17 protein-coding genes and 1 pseudogene are annotated in these 14,298 nt (G+C 73.8%); 12 read left to right on the plus strand and 6 right to left on the minus strand.

The features are described from left to right. Window positions 1-105: 105 nt before the first annotated feature. From ACFSJS_RS04255 to ACFSJS_RS04265, 3 genes are all read left to right on the plus strand, one after another. Window positions 106-960, plus strand: a complete 855-nt coding sequence (locus tag ACFSJS_RS04255; protein ID WP_380896872.1) for a helix-turn-helix domain-containing protein — start codon at window positions 106-108, stop codon at window positions 958-960. 11 nt (window positions 961-971) lie between these two features. Beyond that, window positions 972-1,175 carry a DUF397 domain-containing protein gene (locus tag ACFSJS_RS04260; RefSeq protein WP_380896875.1) on the plus strand — a complete coding sequence of 68 codons (204 nt, stop codon included), beginning with the start codon at window positions 972-974 and terminating at the stop codon, window positions 1,173-1,175. Between the two features lie 151 nt (window positions 1,176-1,326). Further along, window positions 1,327-1,857: a pyridoxamine 5'-phosphate oxidase family protein gene (locus ACFSJS_RS04265; protein WP_380896878.1), complete on the plus strand. Its 531-nt coding sequence runs from the start codon at window positions 1,327-1,329 to the stop codon at window positions 1,855-1,857. A gap of 90 nt (window positions 1,858-1,947) precedes the next feature. Here the strand turns inward: ACFSJS_RS04265 and ACFSJS_RS04270 are convergent, their stop codons facing one another. Next, on the minus strand, window positions 1,948-2,532 hold the full coding sequence (locus ACFSJS_RS04270) for a TetR/AcrR family transcriptional regulator (protein ID WP_380896881.1): 585 nt from the start codon (window positions 2,530-2,532) through the stop codon (window positions 1,948-1,950). Window positions 2,533-2,622: 90 nt separating this feature from the next. Between ACFSJS_RS04270 and ACFSJS_RS04275 the strand changes: the two genes are divergently transcribed. The 4 genes from ACFSJS_RS04275 to ACFSJS_RS04290 all read left to right on the plus strand — a co-directional run bounded on the left by ACFSJS_RS04275 (window position 2,623) and on the right by ACFSJS_RS04290 (window position 6,252). Continuing rightward, on the plus strand, window positions 2,623-3,465 hold the full coding sequence (locus tag ACFSJS_RS04275) for an alpha/beta fold hydrolase (RefSeq protein WP_380896884.1): 843 nt from the start codon (window positions 2,623-2,625) through the stop codon (window positions 3,463-3,465). A gap of 85 nt (window positions 3,466-3,550) precedes the next feature. Beyond that, window positions 3,551-4,414, plus strand: coding sequence for an ANTAR domain-containing protein (locus ACFSJS_RS04280; RefSeq protein ID WP_380896886.1), 864 nt, complete (start codon window positions 3,551-3,553; stop codon window positions 4,412-4,414). A gap of 186 nt (window positions 4,415-4,600) precedes the next feature. Then, window positions 4,601-4,969, plus strand: a complete 369-nt coding sequence (locus tag ACFSJS_RS04285) for a YciI family protein (RefSeq protein ID WP_380896888.1) — start codon at window positions 4,601-4,603, stop codon at window positions 4,967-4,969. A 5-nt stretch (window positions 4,970-4,974) separates the two neighbouring features. Continuing rightward, complete coding sequence (locus tag ACFSJS_RS04290) at window positions 4,975-6,252, plus strand: RNA polymerase sigma factor (RefSeq protein ID WP_380896890.1); 1,278 nt, start codon at window positions 4,975-4,977, stop codon at window positions 6,250-6,252. A 42-nt stretch (window positions 6,253-6,294) separates the two neighbouring features. Here the strand turns inward: ACFSJS_RS04290 and ACFSJS_RS04295 are convergent, their stop codons facing one another. Beyond that, a complete protein-coding gene (locus ACFSJS_RS04295; protein WP_380896893.1) occupies window positions 6,295-7,080 on the minus strand; it encodes a MerR family transcriptional regulator in 786 nt (261 codons plus the stop codon). Between the two features lie 144 nt (window positions 7,081-7,224). Here ACFSJS_RS04295 and ACFSJS_RS04300 point away from each other — a divergent pair, with 144 nt between their 5' ends. From ACFSJS_RS04300 to ACFSJS_RS04310, 3 genes are all read left to right on the plus strand, one after another. Further along, a complete protein-coding gene (locus ACFSJS_RS04300) occupies window positions 7,225-7,422 on the plus strand; it encodes a hypothetical protein (RefSeq protein ID WP_380897572.1) in 198 nt (65 codons plus the stop codon). A 149-nt stretch (window positions 7,423-7,571) separates the two neighbouring features. Beyond that, on the plus strand, window positions 7,572-8,189 hold the full coding sequence (locus ACFSJS_RS04305) for a TetR/AcrR family transcriptional regulator (protein WP_380896896.1): 618 nt from the start codon (window positions 7,572-7,574) through the stop codon (window positions 8,187-8,189). A 76-nt stretch (window positions 8,190-8,265) separates the two neighbouring features. Next, window positions 8,266-10,479 (plus strand): MMPL family transporter, encoded by a 2,214-nt coding sequence (locus ACFSJS_RS04310; protein ID WP_380896898.1) that lies wholly within the window; start codon window positions 8,266-8,268, stop codon window positions 10,477-10,479. 231 nt (window positions 10,480-10,710) lie between these two features. On the opposite strand, the pseudogene ACFSJS_RS04315 reads toward ACFSJS_RS04310, so the two are convergent. Next, a pseudogene (locus tag ACFSJS_RS04315) lies at window positions 10,711-11,090 on the minus strand (winged helix-turn-helix transcriptional regulator). Window positions 11,091-11,232: 142 nt separating this feature from the next. Here ACFSJS_RS04315 and ACFSJS_RS04320 point away from each other — a divergent pair. Continuing rightward, window positions 11,233-11,640, plus strand: a complete 408-nt coding sequence (locus ACFSJS_RS04320) for a RidA family protein (RefSeq protein ID WP_380896900.1) — start codon at window positions 11,233-11,235, stop codon at window positions 11,638-11,640. Window positions 11,641-11,684: 44 nt separating this feature from the next. Here ACFSJS_RS04320 and ACFSJS_RS04325 read toward each other — a convergent pair whose 3' ends face one another. The 3 genes from ACFSJS_RS04325 to ACFSJS_RS04335 form a co-directional block, all read right to left on the minus strand. Next, window positions 11,685-11,999, minus strand: coding sequence for a hypothetical protein (locus ACFSJS_RS04325; RefSeq protein WP_380896902.1), 315 nt, complete (start codon window positions 11,997-11,999; stop codon window positions 11,685-11,687). A 115-nt stretch (window positions 12,000-12,114) separates the two neighbouring features. Further along, on the minus strand, window positions 12,115-12,273 hold the full coding sequence (locus ACFSJS_RS04330; RefSeq protein ID WP_380896905.1) for a hypothetical protein: 159 nt from the start codon (window positions 12,271-12,273) through the stop codon (window positions 12,115-12,117). 221 nt (window positions 12,274-12,494) lie between these two features. Beyond that, a complete protein-coding gene (locus tag ACFSJS_RS04335) occupies window positions 12,495-12,737 on the minus strand; it encodes a DUF6411 family protein (protein ID WP_380896907.1) in 243 nt (80 codons plus the stop codon). Between the two features lie 245 nt (window positions 12,738-12,982). On the opposite strand from ACFSJS_RS04335, the gene ACFSJS_RS04340 reads away from it, so the two are divergent. Beyond that, the gene (locus tag ACFSJS_RS04340) at window positions 12,983-14,260 is read left to right on the plus strand and encodes a phospholipase D-like domain-containing protein (protein WP_380896910.1); all 1,278 of its coding nucleotides are present in this window, start codon (window positions 12,983-12,985) and stop codon (window positions 14,258-14,260) included. Window positions 14,261-14,298 lie beyond the last annotated feature (38 nt).

Here is a 14,298-nt window from a genome sequence, read left to right on the forward strand (position 1 = left end):
CTACCGGAGACCATAGGGCAGTAGGGATAAACATGACTACCGATTCAGAAGGATCCATGTGGATCCTCATGGACCGTGTCACCCGGAAGAGGGCAGACTGTCGCCATGCCACCGAGGACAGTGACGACCGCCCGCCAGCGGCGACTTGGCACGGAGCTGCGGAAGATGAGAGAGGCGGCCGGGTACAACGCGCGCGAGGCCGCCGCGCTCCTCGGCATCGACCACACGAAGATCAGCCAGGTCGAGACCGCCCGCTTCGGGGTCAGCGCGGACCGGGTGCGCACCCTCGCGAGCGCCTACAAGTGCCGGGACCAGGCGTACGTGGACGCACTCGTCGCCATGGCCGCGGATCGCACCAAGGGGTGGTGGGAGGAGTACCGGGGCGTCCTCCACCCTGGATTCCTCGATGTCGCAGAACTGGAACACCACTCCACGTACCTGCACACGTACCAGATCGCGCATGTCCCGGGCATCGCGCAGACAGAGGCGTACGCGCATGCGGTCTTCAAGTTCGGCGCCCCTCACCGAATGTCCAAGAGGGAGACCGAAGCCCGAGTCGAGCACCGTGTCCAGCGCGTGAAGATCCTCGATCGGGACAGTTCTTTCGAGTACAAGGCCCTGGTTCACGAAGCCGCGCTGCGCATGAGGTTCGGCGGCCGGGATGTGACCCGCGCACAGCTTGAACACCTCCTTGAGCTGACCGACCGCACCAACTTCACCCTGCGGGTGGTGCCCTTCGAAGCGGACGGGTTCGCCGGTGCGGGGCAAGCCGTGCTGTACGCGGGTGGCCCGGTTCCCCAACTCGACACGGTGCATCTGGACTCGATGCTCGGGCCCGTCTTCCTCGACACGGAGGAGCACCTGGAGGTGTACCGAAACATGTTCTCCAAGATGGAGAAACGCTCCCTGGGGATCAGGAGCTCGCGAGACTTCGTCAGGAACGTCATCCGAGAACTCTGAAAGGACTGAGCGTGCCGAAAAGCGAGTGGCAGAAGTCTTCTTTCTGCGGCGGGAACGGCGGAAACAACTGCGTCGAGGTCGCCCGGGACGGCGATCGCGTCCTCATACGCGAGAGCGACAGACCCGATGAAGTCGTCGTCACCACGCCCGCGAAGCTCGACGCCTTCCTCAAGGGCGTCAAGGCCGGCGAGTTCGACCACCTCGTCGATCGCTGAGGCCGGTCCCGCGCGTCGCGGCAATCCGGTGACGTCCGCAGGCGGACGAGGAAACAGGACACAAGGTGTCGGGTTTCAGACCGAGCATGGTGCCCCGGCCGGCGCCGACTGCGGGCGCCGACCGGTTTCCCACGGACGGACAAGGACACCCATGCGCGAAACACCGGAAGAACTCGCAGCGCTCCAGGACCTCCTGGACGCCTCGCTCTCCCGCTCCACCCCGCACCTCCGCTCGATCATCACCACCCGGAGCACCCTGACCGCGGAGCAGCTCACCCAGGTCCTCACCGGCATGTGCACCCTCGCCGTGTCCACCGTGACGGCGAAGGGCGAACCGCGGATCAGCGGTGCGGACGGGCACTTCCTGCACGGGAAGTGGCACTTCGGCACGGCACGCGGTGCCGCCAAGGCCCGCCACCTCGCCGCGCGGCCCGCCGCCAGCGTCGCGCACCTGCGCGGTGAGGACCTGGGCGTGTTCACGCACGGCACGGTGGAGACCCTCAACCCCCGAGGCGGCGAGCCGGCCGCGGACTGGCCCGACCTGCTCGCGTACTTCAAGGACTTCTACGGCGAGGACGCCTTCGACTGGGACAACGACGTGGTCTACTACCGGCTGCGTCCGCACTGGATGACCGTCTACGCCCCCGACCTCGCGAAGCTCACCGCGGCCGACCGGTCCTGATCCGCGGCGCGGGCCGCGCCGCCCCGGCTCGGGCGGTGACGTCCGCCCGGTGGTCCCCGGCCCGCCGCGCGGGGCGGGCCGGGACGGGCCTCAGGCCGCGGCCGTCCCCTCCGCCTCCCCCAGCGCGCACCGGATGAGGGTGTCGGCGGCGGCGCGGGCGTGCGTGGCGGCGCCGGGGTCGTGCGCTATGGCGGCCGTGGTCTGGGCGCCCTCGGCGAGGAGGACGAGCTGGGGGGCCAGGTGGTCGGGGCCCCCGGCGGCGCGGACGAGGTCGGCGACCTGGCGCCCGAAGGACGCCTTCTGCTCGCGGACGGCCTCGGCGACCCGGGCGCTGCCGCTGCCCAGCTCACCGAAGACGTTGATGAAGGCGCAGCCGCGGAAGTCGTCCTCGCGGAACCAGTCGGCCAGGAAGTCGAAGACGGCCAGCAGCCGCTCGCGCGGCGTCCCGGCGCCCTCGACGGCGCCGGCGATGCCGGCGTTCCACCGCTCCGTCCGGTGCCGCAGCACGGCGACGACCAGATCCTCCTTGGAGGGGAACAGCGCGTAGATGCGCTTGAGCGAGACGCCGGACCCGTCGCGGACGGCGTCCATGCCCACGGCCTGGACCCCCCGGGCGTAGAACAGCCGGTCGGCGGCGGCCACCACCCGTTCGCGTGCCGTCTCTGCGTCGATCACCACAACCTCCTTGCGCGGAGAACCATCGTTCTCTACTGTAGTCCACAGAGCAGGAGAACGACCGTTCTCCGCATCGGAGGGAGTGCTCCCATGGGCTACATCACCGTCGGCACCGAGAACAGCACCACCATCGAGCTGTACTACGAGGACCAGGGAGCCGGGCAGCCGGTCGTCCTCATCCACGGCTACCCCCTGGACGGGCACAGCTGGGAGCTGCAGACCCGCGAGCTGCTCGCCGCCGGCCACCGCGTCATCACCTACGACCGCCGCGGCTTCGGCCGGTCCGCCAAGACCGGCGGCGGCTACGACTACGACACCTTCGCCGCCGACCTGAACGCCCTCCTGGAGGCGCTGGACCTGCGCGACGTCGTCCTCGTCGGGTTCTCCATGGGCACCGGCGAACTGGCCCGCTACGTGAAGACCTACGGCCACGAGCGGATCGCCAAGCTGGCGTTCCTGGCGTCGCTGGAGCCGTTCCTGCTGCGGACCGACGACAACCCCGCCGGGGTCCCGCAGTCGGTGTTCGACGGCATCGTCGAGGCCGCCCGGAAGGACCGCTACGCCTGGTACACCCAGTTCTTCAAGGACTTCTACAACCTGGACGAGAACCTCGGCAGCCGGATCAGCCAGGAGGTCGTCACCGCCAACTGGAACACCGCGACCACCTCCGCCCCCGTCGCCGCGTACGCGGTGGTGCCCGCCTGGATCGAGGACTTCCGCGAGGACGTGGCCGCCGTCCGCGCCGCCGGCAAGCCGTCGCTGATCCTGCACGGCACCGCGGACAACATCCTGCCGGTCGACTCCACCGGGCGCCCCTTCCACGAGGCGTTCCCGGAGGCCGAGTACGTGGAGGTCGAGGGTGCGCCGCACGGCCTGCTGTGGACGCACGCCGCCGAGGTCAACGAGGCACTGCTGGCCTTCGTCGGCGCGTGACCGGACGACGCCTCCCGGCCGCGCCGGAGCACCGCCCCGCGGACCGGGAGGCATCGTCCGGCGGTTCCGGAGCACAAGCGGGTATATGGGACCGCCCCACTCCACCCCCGCGGACTTCGAAGCCATGTTCCACGCCTCGGCCTCGCCCCTCCTCGTCCTGGACACCCGCCTGGTGATCCGGGACGTCAACCGCGCCTACGCCGCCGTGACGCTCCGCGAGCGGGAGGAGCTGATCGGACGGCACATGTTCGACGCCTTCCCCGACAACCCCCACGACCCCGGGGCGGATGGCGTGCGCAACCTGGATGCCTCGTTCCGGCGCGTGCTGGAGGAGAGGGCGCCGGACACGATGGGGGTCCAGAGGTACGACATCCCCCACCCCGCCGCTCCGACCGGCTTCCGGGAGAAGTACTGGAGCCCCGTCAACAGCCCCGTCCTGGACCCCGGCGGCGAGGTCACCGCCCTGCTCCACCACGTCGAGGACGTCACCGGCTTCCACCGGGAGCTGGCCCGCGCCGAGCACGCCTTCCTGCGGACCGGCATCCCCGCCGCCCGCACCCCGGCCGTCCGGCGCGGGTACGCCCACCACCTGGCGCGGGCCGCCGAGGAGGCCCGGCGCCTGGAGGAGCTGCGCACGGAGGTGGACCAGCTCCGGCAGGCGCTGCGCTCGCGGGCGGTGATCGACCAGGCCGTCGGCATCGTCCAGGCCGAGCGGCGCTGCGCCCCCGAGGACGCCTTCCGGATCCTGGTGAACATCTCCCAGCACACCAACACCAAGCTCCGCGACATCGCCGCCGCCCTGGTGCGGCGTGCCGAGGACGCGCTGCCGGGGCCGCTGCTGCCGGACGTCCCCGCCGCCCGTCCCGCCCCGCGCCCGGACCGGACGGCCGCGGGGCCGGGCGGCGGGAGGCCGCGGGCCGAGGGGGCGGCGCCCGGGAAGCGGGGCTGACCGGGGGCCGGAGGGCCGCCCCCGGCCTCCGGACGGCCCGGTCCGCCCGGAGGCCGGACGGCGCCGGGGGCCGTCCGGGGAGGAATTCCGGCAGTGTGTCGATCCGGCCCGGTCCCGTACGTCGTCATGGCGTACGGAGGACCTGCCGTACGCCGGACGCACACACCGAGCACAGGGAGCCGGACCATGAAGTACATGCTGCTGATCCACAGCGGTGCCGCGGACGCCGACGGCGGCGCCGCCGGATGCGACGTCCAGGACTGGGCGGCCTACGACAAGGAGGTGCGGGACGCGGGGATCCTCGTCTCCGGCGAGTCGCTGGCCGACCTGGTCACCGCCACCACCGTCCGGGTCTCCCCGGCGGGCGAGCGCACGGTCACCGACGGGCCGTTCGCCGAGACCCGCGAACTCCTGGGCGGCTTCTACGTCATCGACGTGCCCGACCTGGACGCCGCGCTGGACTGGGCCGCCCGCTGCCCCGGCGCGCGCGGCGGCGGGGCGATCGTGGTCCGGCCCGTCGCCGACTTCCCCGACCCCGCCGCCTTCGGGGCCTGAGGACCGTGGGGACCTCCGTGGGCGCCTCCGTGGAGGCGGTGTTCCGCGAGGAGCGCGGCCGGCTGCTCGCCGCCCTCGTCCACCGCTTCGGCGACCTCGACCTCGCCGAGGAGGTCGCCTCCGAGGCGGTCGAGGCGGCGCTGACGCACTGGCCGGCCCAGGGAGTCCCGTCCCGGCCCGGCGCCTGGCTGCTGACGGTGGCCCGGCGCCGGGCGGTGGACCGGCTGCGCCGGGACCGGGCCTACGCCGCCCGGCTGGCGGTGCTGCGGGCGGAGGCGGAGCGGGCCGAGCCGGCACCGCCCGCCGACGCGGGCGCGGACGGGCCCGGCGACGGCCTGCCCGACGAGCGGCTGCGGCTCTTCTTCACCTGCGCCCACCCGGCCCTGGCCGCCGAGGACCGGCTGGCGCTCACCCTGCGCTGCCTGGCCGGACTGACCACCGCCGAGGTCGCACGGGCCCTCCTCGTCCCGACGGCGACCGCGGCCCAGCGGATCGTGCGGGCCAAGGGGAAGATCCGCCGGGCCCGCATCCCGTTCCGGGTGCCCGGCGCGGACGAGCTGCCCGAGCGCCTGCCGGGCGTGCTGCGGGTGCTCTACGCCCTCTTCACCGAGGGCTATACGGCCAGTTCGGGCTCCGAGCTGCAACGGGCCGCCCTGGCCGGGGAGGCGGTCCGGCTGGCCCGGATCCTGCACCGGCTGCTGCCCGCCGAGCGGGAGGCCACCGGGCTGCTGGCGCTGATGCTGCTGGTCCACGCGCGGCGCGACGCCCGCACCGGACCGGACGGCGGACTCGTACCGCTGACCGGACAGGACCGCGGCCGCTGGGACCGGGCGATGATCGGCGAGGGCCTCGCCCTGGTGCGCACCGCCCTGACCGGCGGCCCGCCGGGGCCCTACGGGGTGCAGGCCGCGATCGCCGCCCTGCACGACGAGGCGGCGGACGCCGCCGCCACCGACTGGCCGCAGATTGCCGCGCTCTACGACGTGCTGCTCGCCCTCGACCCGTCACCGGTGGTGGCGCTGAACCGGGCCGTGGCGGTGGCCATGCGCGACGGTCCCGGAGCGGGCCTGGCCCTGCTGGACGGACTGGCCGGTGAGCCGAGGCTGCGCGGCCACCACCCCTACCCGGCGGCCCGGGGCGAGCTGCTGCACCGGCTCGGCCGCTTCCCCGAAGCCGCCGGGGCCTACCGGGAGGCGCTGCGGCTGGCCGGGACCGAGCCCGAACGCGCCCACCTGCGGCGCCGCCTGGCCCAGGCCGAGGCCGGCGGCCCTCCGGACGGATGACGGCCCGGCCGTGGGGCGGCGGCGCCGCCCGGCGCGGCCGGGTCAGGGGGCGGTGACGGGGGCCGCCCGGCCGGTGTGCCGGAGGTAGCCGTACAGGGCGGCGGAGGCCGCGAGGCACCGGAGGCCGCGGCGGTTCACCTCCTCCTCGCGGGCGGCCAGTTCGTCGCGCACGCGCTCGGGGCTGCCGGTGGCGCGCAGCGCGTCGACGACGGGGCGGATGGCGTCCAGGCGGTGCCCGCCGCGCCGCAGGAGCGCCACGACGTGGGCCGCCCGCACCTCGGCCTCGCCGTACAGGCGGTAGCCCGTGCCCTCCTCCCTGGCCGGGCGCAGCAGGCCGCGCTCCTCCCACAGCCGGAGCACCGGCGGACGCACGCCCACGATCGCGGCGGCCCGGCCGATGCGCACGCCGCCGCGCCGCGGTGCGCCGGCCGGGCCGGGGCGGCGCGCCACGACCGACTCGACCGCCTCGCGCACCGCGGCGAGCCCGCTCCTCTCGCGGTGCAGCGCGGCATGGCCCGCGTCGAGGGCGGCCAGGGCGCCGTCCACGTCGCCGCCGTGGACGGCGCCCATGACGGCCCGCGCCGTCCGCCAGCCGTACCCGGCGGCGAGCGCGCGGGCGGTGGCGAGCGCCTCGGCGTGGACGCGGGTGAAGACGCGGTGGCCGCCGGGGGTGCGCTCGGCGGGCGGCAGGAGGCCCTCGTCCTCGTAGTTGCGGACCTGCTGGGCCGAGATCCCCGCCGTGCGCGCCAGCTCCGCCGCCCTCAGCCGCGCACCCGCTCCGTCCTCCACCGCCCGCCTCCGCCCCCGCTGCCCGCCCGTCGCTCGCACGGCTTCACCTCCATTTGAGGTTTTTCCGGTCCCGTGGGCAAGCCATCAGGAGTTCTGCGGTGAAAAAACCCAAGAAGGAGTTGAATGAAACAATTGAAGCACGAGGCCGGTGAGGCACCGGTCGCCCCACGGACGGAGGCCGAAGTGAAGTTCGTTCTCGAAGTCGACCTGGACGACACCGCGAGCGACGAGGAGGCCGCCCGCGAACTGGGCCGGATCCTGCGGTACTGGGGCGGCAACCTCCACCACTACGCGCTGGGGTCGGGGGCTGCCGCGGCCGTCCACGACTCGGGGTACCGCGAGGTCGGCCGGTGGAGCACCACCCCGGGCGCGGGGGGCTGACCGACCCCTCCCGGCGCCGGTCCGGCCGGCGTCGGGAGGACGTCCGGGGGCCGGGAAAGGGCCGCTGCCGGGCCTTTTGCCTTCCGTTCCGCCCTCCGCCTACACTCCTATGTGTACGAAACCGTTTCGTTCACGATGGAGCCACCAGGATGACCGACCGGCCGGCCGCCACCGCGTCCCCCTCCGGCTCCCCCGGCCGCCGCACCCGCCTCACCCCGGAGCGGGAGCAGGAACTCTTCCGGGCCGTGGTCGACCTGGTCCGCGAACAGGGCTACGAGGCGCTGACGATGGACGCGGTGGCCGCGCGCACCCGGTCCAGCAAGGCGACCCTGTACCGGCAGTGGGAGAGCAAGCCGAAGCTGGTCGCCACCGCGCTGCGGCACATGGCGAGGATCTCCCCCTCCTGCATCGACACCGGGTCCCTCGCCGAGGACCTGCGGCAGATCGCCCGGGAGGCCGCCAAGCACGCGGTCGAGGACAACGCCCTGCTGAGCGGCCTCGCCCACGCCGTCACCAAGGACCCCGAACTCCAGCAGGCCCTGTACGACCTCTACATCCGGCCCGAGTTGGAGACCCTCGACGCCACCATGCGCAGGGCCGTCGAGCGCGGGGAGCTGGACGCCGGCAACCCCGCCACCGAGTTCGTCGTGCACCTGCTGGTGGGGGCCCTGGGCGCCCGCCGGCTGGTGGAGAACAAGGACGCGGACGCCGAGTACCTGGAGCGCTACCTGCGGGCGATCGTCTTCCCCGCGCTCGGCATCTCCTGACCGGCGCCCCCGGCTCCGCGCCCCCCGAGAGCCATCCCGAAGAATCCCCGTCCACTCCGATCCAGGAGCCCTCACCATGGCCACGTTCCTGTACCGGCTCGGCCGCTTCGCCTTCCGGCGGCGCGGGCTGGTCGCCCTGCTGTGGGTGGTGGTGCTGGCAGTCGCGGGCGGTGCCGCCGCATCCGCCTCCTCGGCCGCCTCCGGCAACATCACCATCCCCGGCACCGAGGCGCAGAAGGCGTTCGAGCTGCTGGAGGATCGTTTCCCCGGCAGCAGCCCCGACGGCGCCACCGCCCGGGTGGTCTTCCAGGCCCCCGACGGCGAGAAGATCACCGACCCCGAGAACAGGGCGGCCGTCGGCGAGGTCGTCGCCGAACTGGCGAAGGGGGAGCAGGTCCAGCAGGCCGTCGACCCCTTCCGTGCCAAGGCGGTCAGCCCCGACGGCACCATCGCCTACTCCCAGGTCAGCTACGAGGCGTCCGGCTTCGAACTGACCGAGGAGACCCGCCAGGCGCTGAAGGACGCCGCCGAGAGCGGCCGCGAGGCCGGGCTGACGGTGGAGACCGGCGGCGACGCGCTGGCGGTGATCCCGCACACCGGTGCCACCGAGGTGATCGGCGTCGTCATCGCCGCGATCGTGCTGCTGGTCACCTTCGGCTCCCTGGTCGCCGCCGGGCTGCCGCTGATCACCGCCCTGGTCGGCGTCGGCATCAGCGCCGCGGTCATCACCGCCCTGACCGTCCCCCTCGACCTCAACACCACCACCCCGATCCTGGCCACGATGATCGGCCTGGCCGTCGGCATCGACTACGCGCTGTTCATCGTCTCCCGCTACCGCGCCGAACTGGCCGAGGGACGCGCGCCGCTGGACGCCGTCGGCCGCGCCACGGGCACCGCGGGCTCGGCGGTCGTCTTCGCCGGTCTGACCGTCGTCATCGCCCTGGTCGGCCTGTCGGTCGTCAACATCCCGATCCTGACCAAGATGGGCCTGGCCGCCGGCGGTGCCGTGGTGCTGGCCGTGCTGGTCGCCCTGACCCTGATACCGGCGCTGCTGGGCATGGCCGGGAAGAAGGTCCTGCCCCGCAGGCAGCGCACGGCCGAGGGTGCCGCCCCGGCCGCCGGCGCCAAGGAGGGCGCGGGCGTGCGCTGGGCGCGGTTCGTGCTGCGCCGCCCCGTCGCGGTGCTGCTGGTGAGCGTCGTCGGGCTCGGCCTGCTGGCCGTCCCCGCCAAGGACCTCCAGCTCAACCTGCCCGACGACGGGTCCCAGCCCACCAGCACCACCCAGCGCCGGGCCTACGACCTGATCGCCCAGGGCTTCGGCCCCGGCGCCAACGGCCCGCTGATCGTGACCGTCGACGCCCGGGACAGCGACGACCCGAAGGCCGCCGCCCAGACCACCTTCCAGACCCTCCGGGGCCTGGACGGCGTCGCCGCCGCCACCCCCGCCACGTTCAACGAGGCGGGCGACACCGCGATGATCAACGTCATCCCGAAGTCCGCGCCGAGCAGCGCCGGGACCGAGGACCTGGTCCACGACATCCGCGGCGAGGCCGGCGGCATAGCCGACTCCACCGGCGCCGAGGTCCTGGTCACCGGGCAGACCGCCATGGCCATCGACGTCTCGCAGAAGATGGACGACGCCCTGGCGCCCTACCTGGTCCTCGTGGTGGGCCTGGCCTTCCTGCTGCTGATCGTCGTCTTCCGCTCGATCCTCGTCCCCCTCAAGGCCGCGCTCGGCTTCCTGCTGTCGGTCGTCGCCGCGCTCGGCGCCGTCGTGGCGGTCTTCCAGTGGGGCTGGCTGGCGGACGTGTTCGGCGTGGAGCAGACCGGCCCGGTCATGAGCCTGATGCCGATCCTCATGGTCGGCCTGGTCTTCGGCCTGGCCATGGACTACGAGGTCTTCCTGGTCACCCGCATGCGCGAGGCCCACGTCCACGGCGAGAGCCCGCAGGAGTCGATCGTCACCGGCTTCGAGCTGGGCGCCCGGGTGGTCACCGCCGCCGCACTGATCATGATCAGCGTCTTCGCCGGGTTCATCGGCTCCTCCGAGTCGATGATCAAGATGATCGGCTTCGGCCTGGCGGTCGCCGTCCTCTTCGACGCCTTCGTCGTCCGCATGGCGGTCGTCCCGGCCGTCCTGGCCCTGCTGGGCAAGGCCGCCTGGTGGCTGCCGCGGTGGCTGGACAGGGTCCTGCCCAACGTGGACGTCGAGGGCGAGAAGCTCCAGCGCGAGCTGGCCGGCTCCGGCGACGGGGAGAAGACCCCGCAGACCGCCGGGAGCCGCTCCTGACCGCCTGACGGCGGGAGCAGCACGATCACGGGGCCGCCGCGGTGTGGAAGCGGAAAGCACGGCGGCCCCGGCCACGCCGGGCCCGTGGGGACGGGGAGCGGCGTGGCGCCGACGGGCCCGGCCCGCGGTGCCTCCCCGCGGGGGGCCGCGGACCGGGCCCGTGCGCGCCTGCGGGCCCCGCCCCGCCCCGGAGGAGCGAGCCGTGCGGACCGGCCCGCGGGCGGGTGCCCCTCAGGCGCCGAGGCGGCGGCGGGCGGTCTCGATGTGACCGAGGTACCGGTGGGTCGGTCGCACAGCCCGTCGATCGTCATCCGCAGGGCCCGCCCCGGCTCGGTGAGGGTGTACTCGACCCGCGGCGGCACGACGGGGTGCACCGTCCGCTCGACCGGGCCGTTGCGCTCCAGCATGCGCAGGTTCCGGGTGAGCGTCTTGCGGCTGATGCCCTCGACCTCGTTCCGCAGCTCGCCGAAGCGCAGGGTGCCCTCCCCCAGGGCCTCGATGATCAGCAGCGCCCACTCGTTGGCGACGTCCGAGAAGATCCCCCGCGCCAGGGAGTCCGCGCGCCGCAGGTCCGCTTCGTCGGGCGAGCCCGTGAACTGCTTGGTCACCACGAGGTTCCCCTGTCACCGAAAAGTGCGTTCTTCCACGTCGGCGGCCACTCTCCTACGGTTCCCGAGTAACCACTAGAGAGCGGGCATGCCGTGGTTCGGGAAAACGAACCCACGGCCGCCCACGGCGACGGAGGCAGGCAGCATGGCCATCACCCTGGTGAACCCCGACGGATTGCCCCAGATCGACGCCTACCGGCAGGTGTCGGTCGCGACCGGATCGAAGCTGGTCTTCGTCGCCGGGCAGGTCGCCTGGGACGCCGACGGGGTCACGGTCGGCGAGGCCGACCTCGCCGCCCAGGTCGAGCAGTGCTACCTCAACGTCGGCACCGCCCTGGCCGGAGTCGGCGGCTCCTTCGACGACGTGGCGAAACTGACCGTCCACGTCGTCGACTGGACCCCCGACAAGATGCCCCTGCTGATGGAGGGGATCGCCCGGGCGGCCGCGAAGCTGGGGGCCGCCCCGGTCCCGCCGGCCACGCTGCTGGGCGTCGCGGCACTGGACGTGCCCGAGCACCTGGTCGAGGTCGAGGCCGCCGCCGTCCTCGACTGAGCGGGCCGGCCCGCAGGACCCCGGCCGGCCCGCCCCGCGGCCGGTCAGGGGAGGCGGGCGGAGGGGAGGGAGGCGAGGATCGCATCCACCGTCTCCTCGGGGGTCTGGTCGGAGGTGTCCAGCCACAGGCCGAGGCGCGGGGTGTCCTCGCGCAGCGAGCGGCCCAGGGCCCCGGGGGACGGGTCGGGCAGCATCTCCTCGCGCCCCGAGACGATCATCCGGCGGAAGACGTCGCCCCGCACGTGCGCCGCCCGGGGCAGGCGCTCGGCCAGTGCCTGGGCGACGGTGGACTCGCCGGAGGCCATCACCCCGGTGACGAGCACCACGCAGGGGCCGGGCCCCGCACCCGTGCCGGACATGCCGTCTCCTCCCGTACGGACGCGGAACCGCCGCGCGGGAGGAGAGGCTCCTTGCGCCGGCGGGAGGGCCGCCGGGACCTTCCACCGGGCCCGGCGCGGGCCCCGCGCCGGGCGGTCACCGCTGGGCGCTGCGCTTGACCAGGTAGGCGGCGGTCAGGCAGGCGACCGCGATGGCGAGGAAGACCAGGGCTATGGTCAGGCCGCCCGGGAAGCCCTCCTCCGCGGCCAGGTTCACGAGCGCGCCGCCCTGCGCGGCGTCGGCGTACCAGCTCATGGCGGTTTCCTTTCTCTGCCGGAGTCGTGCGGACGCGGGGGCCGCGCGGGTGCGCGGCCCCCGCGGAGGTCGCGGGCCGCCCCGGTGCGGACGGGGCCGTCACAGGCGGCGCGGACGCGGCCGGTGACGTTCCGATTCCCCTCGGTACGGGGGTTTACGCAGGGCACGCGGCGCACCGGGCGCGGTCCGGGGCGGGGGAGCGGCGGTCGGTCGGGACCGGCTCAGAACGGCAGGCGCCGGCGGGCGCGGCGCCCCGCGGAACCGCTGCGGGAGACCGCGCGGGAGCTGCTGTGGAACGGCTTGCTCAGCCAGCGGCCCAGCGGCCCGGGGGCCTTGCCGCCGGCTCGGGCGCCCAGTCCCAGGGAGCGCTGCGTACCGCGCTCGGGGTGGCGGGAGAGGCGCGGCACCATAAAGGCCAGTACGGCCAGGACCACGCAGACGGCTATCACGCCGGCGACCATCATGGCGATTCCTCGTTCCGTGTCACGGCGGTCGTTCCTCCCATGTCGGCTCCTGTCGCCTGTTGTCGGATTCGCGACCGGCTCGGGCGTCCGTCGTCTGCCCCGGGTGGCGCCGCCCATCCCTCGCCGCCCCCGCGGGACCGCCGGTCCGTCCGCGCTGAACCGCGCCGGACCGGGCATACGGTTCGGGAAGGTTTTCGATTTCCGGCGGGGTCCGGACGGAGGGGGACCCGGTGGGAAGGGCGACGATGGACGGCACAGACGAGCGGATACGCGGCAGGGCGAGCGTGGCGGTGGGCGCACCGGAGGGCGGCGCGGCCGCGGCGACCGGCACGGAGGCTTCGGCCCCGGCCCTGTCCGGGAAGTCCGCCGAGGAACGCAAGCGGCGGTTGAGACGGCGCCTGGAGCGGCTGATCGGCATCGCCGCCACCGAGGGCAACGCCCTGGTCCGGCTCCGCAACGGCGACGAGATCTTCCCCGCGATGCTGGAGAGCATCCGGTCCGCCGAGCACACCGTCGACATGATGACGTTCGTGTACTGGCGCGGCGAGATCGCCCGCGAGTTCGCGCACGCGCTGGCGGACCGGGCCCGCGAGGGCGTCCGGGTGCGGCTGCTGCTGGACGGCTTCGGCAGCCGGCTCATCGAGAAGGACCTGCTGGGGCTGATGGACGAGGCCGGGGTGCAGGTCGCCTGGTTCCGCAAGCCGCTGTGGCTCTCCCCGCTGAAGCAGAACCACCGCTGCCACCGCAAGGTGCTGGTGGTGGACGAGACGGTCGCCTACACCGGGGGCGTGGGCATCGCCGAGGAGTGGTGCGGCGACGCCCGCGACGAGAAGGAGTGGCGCGACACCCACGTCCAGGTGCGCGGTCCGGCCGTGGACGGGATCGCCGCCGCGTTCGCGCAGAACTGGGCCGAGTGCTCCACCGTGCTCTTCGACGAGCGGGACCGCTTCGTCGAGCACGAGCCGCAGGGCGACGCGGTGGTGCAGGTGGTGCGCGGCTCGGCCAGCTTCGGCTGGCAGGACATGCAGACGCTGCTGCGGGTGGTGCTGGAGACGGCGCAGGAACGGGTGCGGCTGGCCACCGCCTACTTCGCCCCGGACCCGTACTTCATCGAGCTGATCTGCGCCACCGCGCGGCGCGGGGTGGAGGTGGAGCTCCTGCTGCCCGGCCCGTACACCGACCAGCGGGTGTGCCAGCTGGCCGGGCAGAGCCACTACGAGGAGCTGCTGGCGTCCGGGGTGCGGATCTGGCACTACCAGCCGACGATGATGCACGCCAAGATCGTCACGGTGGACGGGGTGGCCTCCCTGGTGGGCTCCACCAACCTCAACCGGCGCTCCATGGACCACGACGAGGAGGTGATGCTCGTCGTGGTGGACGAGGACTTCACCGCGCAGCTCGACCGCGACTTCGACGCCGACGTGCGCGACAGCGTCCGCATCACGGGCGTGCGCTGGCGGCGGCGCTCGCCGGCGCAGCGGCTCCGGGAGATGTCCGTCCTGCCCATCCGCCGCTTCCTGTGAGCGCCCCCGGCGCGGAACGCGCCGGGGGCGGGGACCGG

Source organism: Streptomyces desertarenae (genome assembly GCF_042681365.1).
GTDB classification, from domain to species: Bacteria; Actinomycetota; Actinomycetes; order Streptomycetales; family Streptomycetaceae; genus Streptomyces; species Streptomyces desertarenae.

Bases quoted from the DNA above. Each gene is read 5' to 3' on its own strand.
- ACFSJS_RS04340 (WP_380896910.1), top strand. From the start codon at position 12,983: ATGGACGGCACAGACGAGCGGATACGCGGCAGGGCGAGCGTGGCGGTG.
- ACFSJS_RS04330 (WP_380896905.1), bottom strand. From the start codon at position 12,273: ATGAGCTGGTACGCCGACGCCGCGCAGGGCGGCGCGCTCGTGAACCTG.
- ACFSJS_RS04275 (WP_380896884.1), top strand. From the start codon at position 2,623: ATGGGCTACATCACCGTCGGCACCGAGAACAGCACCACCATCGAGCTG.
- ACFSJS_RS04325 (WP_380896902.1), bottom strand. From the start codon at position 11,999: ATGTCCGGCACGGGTGCGGGGCCCGGCCCCTGCGTGGTGCTCGTCACC.
- ACFSJS_RS04265 (WP_380896878.1), top strand. From the start codon at position 1,327: ATGCGCGAAACACCGGAAGAACTCGCAGCGCTCCAGGACCTCCTGGAC.
- ACFSJS_RS04310 (WP_380896898.1), top strand. From the start codon at position 8,266: ATGGCCACGTTCCTGTACCGGCTCGGCCGCTTCGCCTTCCGGCGGCGC.
- ACFSJS_RS04335 (WP_380896907.1), bottom strand. From the start codon at position 12,737: ATGATGGTCGCCGGCGTGATAGCCGTCTGCGTGGTCCTGGCCGTACTG.
- ACFSJS_RS04305 (WP_380896896.1), top strand. From the start codon at position 7,572: ATGACCGACCGGCCGGCCGCCACCGCGTCCCCCTCCGGCTCCCCCGGC.
- ACFSJS_RS04320 (WP_380896900.1), top strand. From the start codon at position 11,233: ATGGCCATCACCCTGGTGAACCCCGACGGATTGCCCCAGATCGACGCC.
- ACFSJS_RS04255 (WP_380896872.1), top strand. From the start codon at position 106: ATGCCACCGAGGACAGTGACGACCGCCCGCCAGCGGCGACTTGGCACG.
- ACFSJS_RS04285 (WP_380896888.1), top strand. From the start codon at position 4,601: ATGAAGTACATGCTGCTGATCCACAGCGGTGCCGCGGACGCCGACGGC.
- ACFSJS_RS04280 (WP_380896886.1), top strand. From the start codon at position 3,551: ATGGGACCGCCCCACTCCACCCCCGCGGACTTCGAAGCCATGTTCCAC.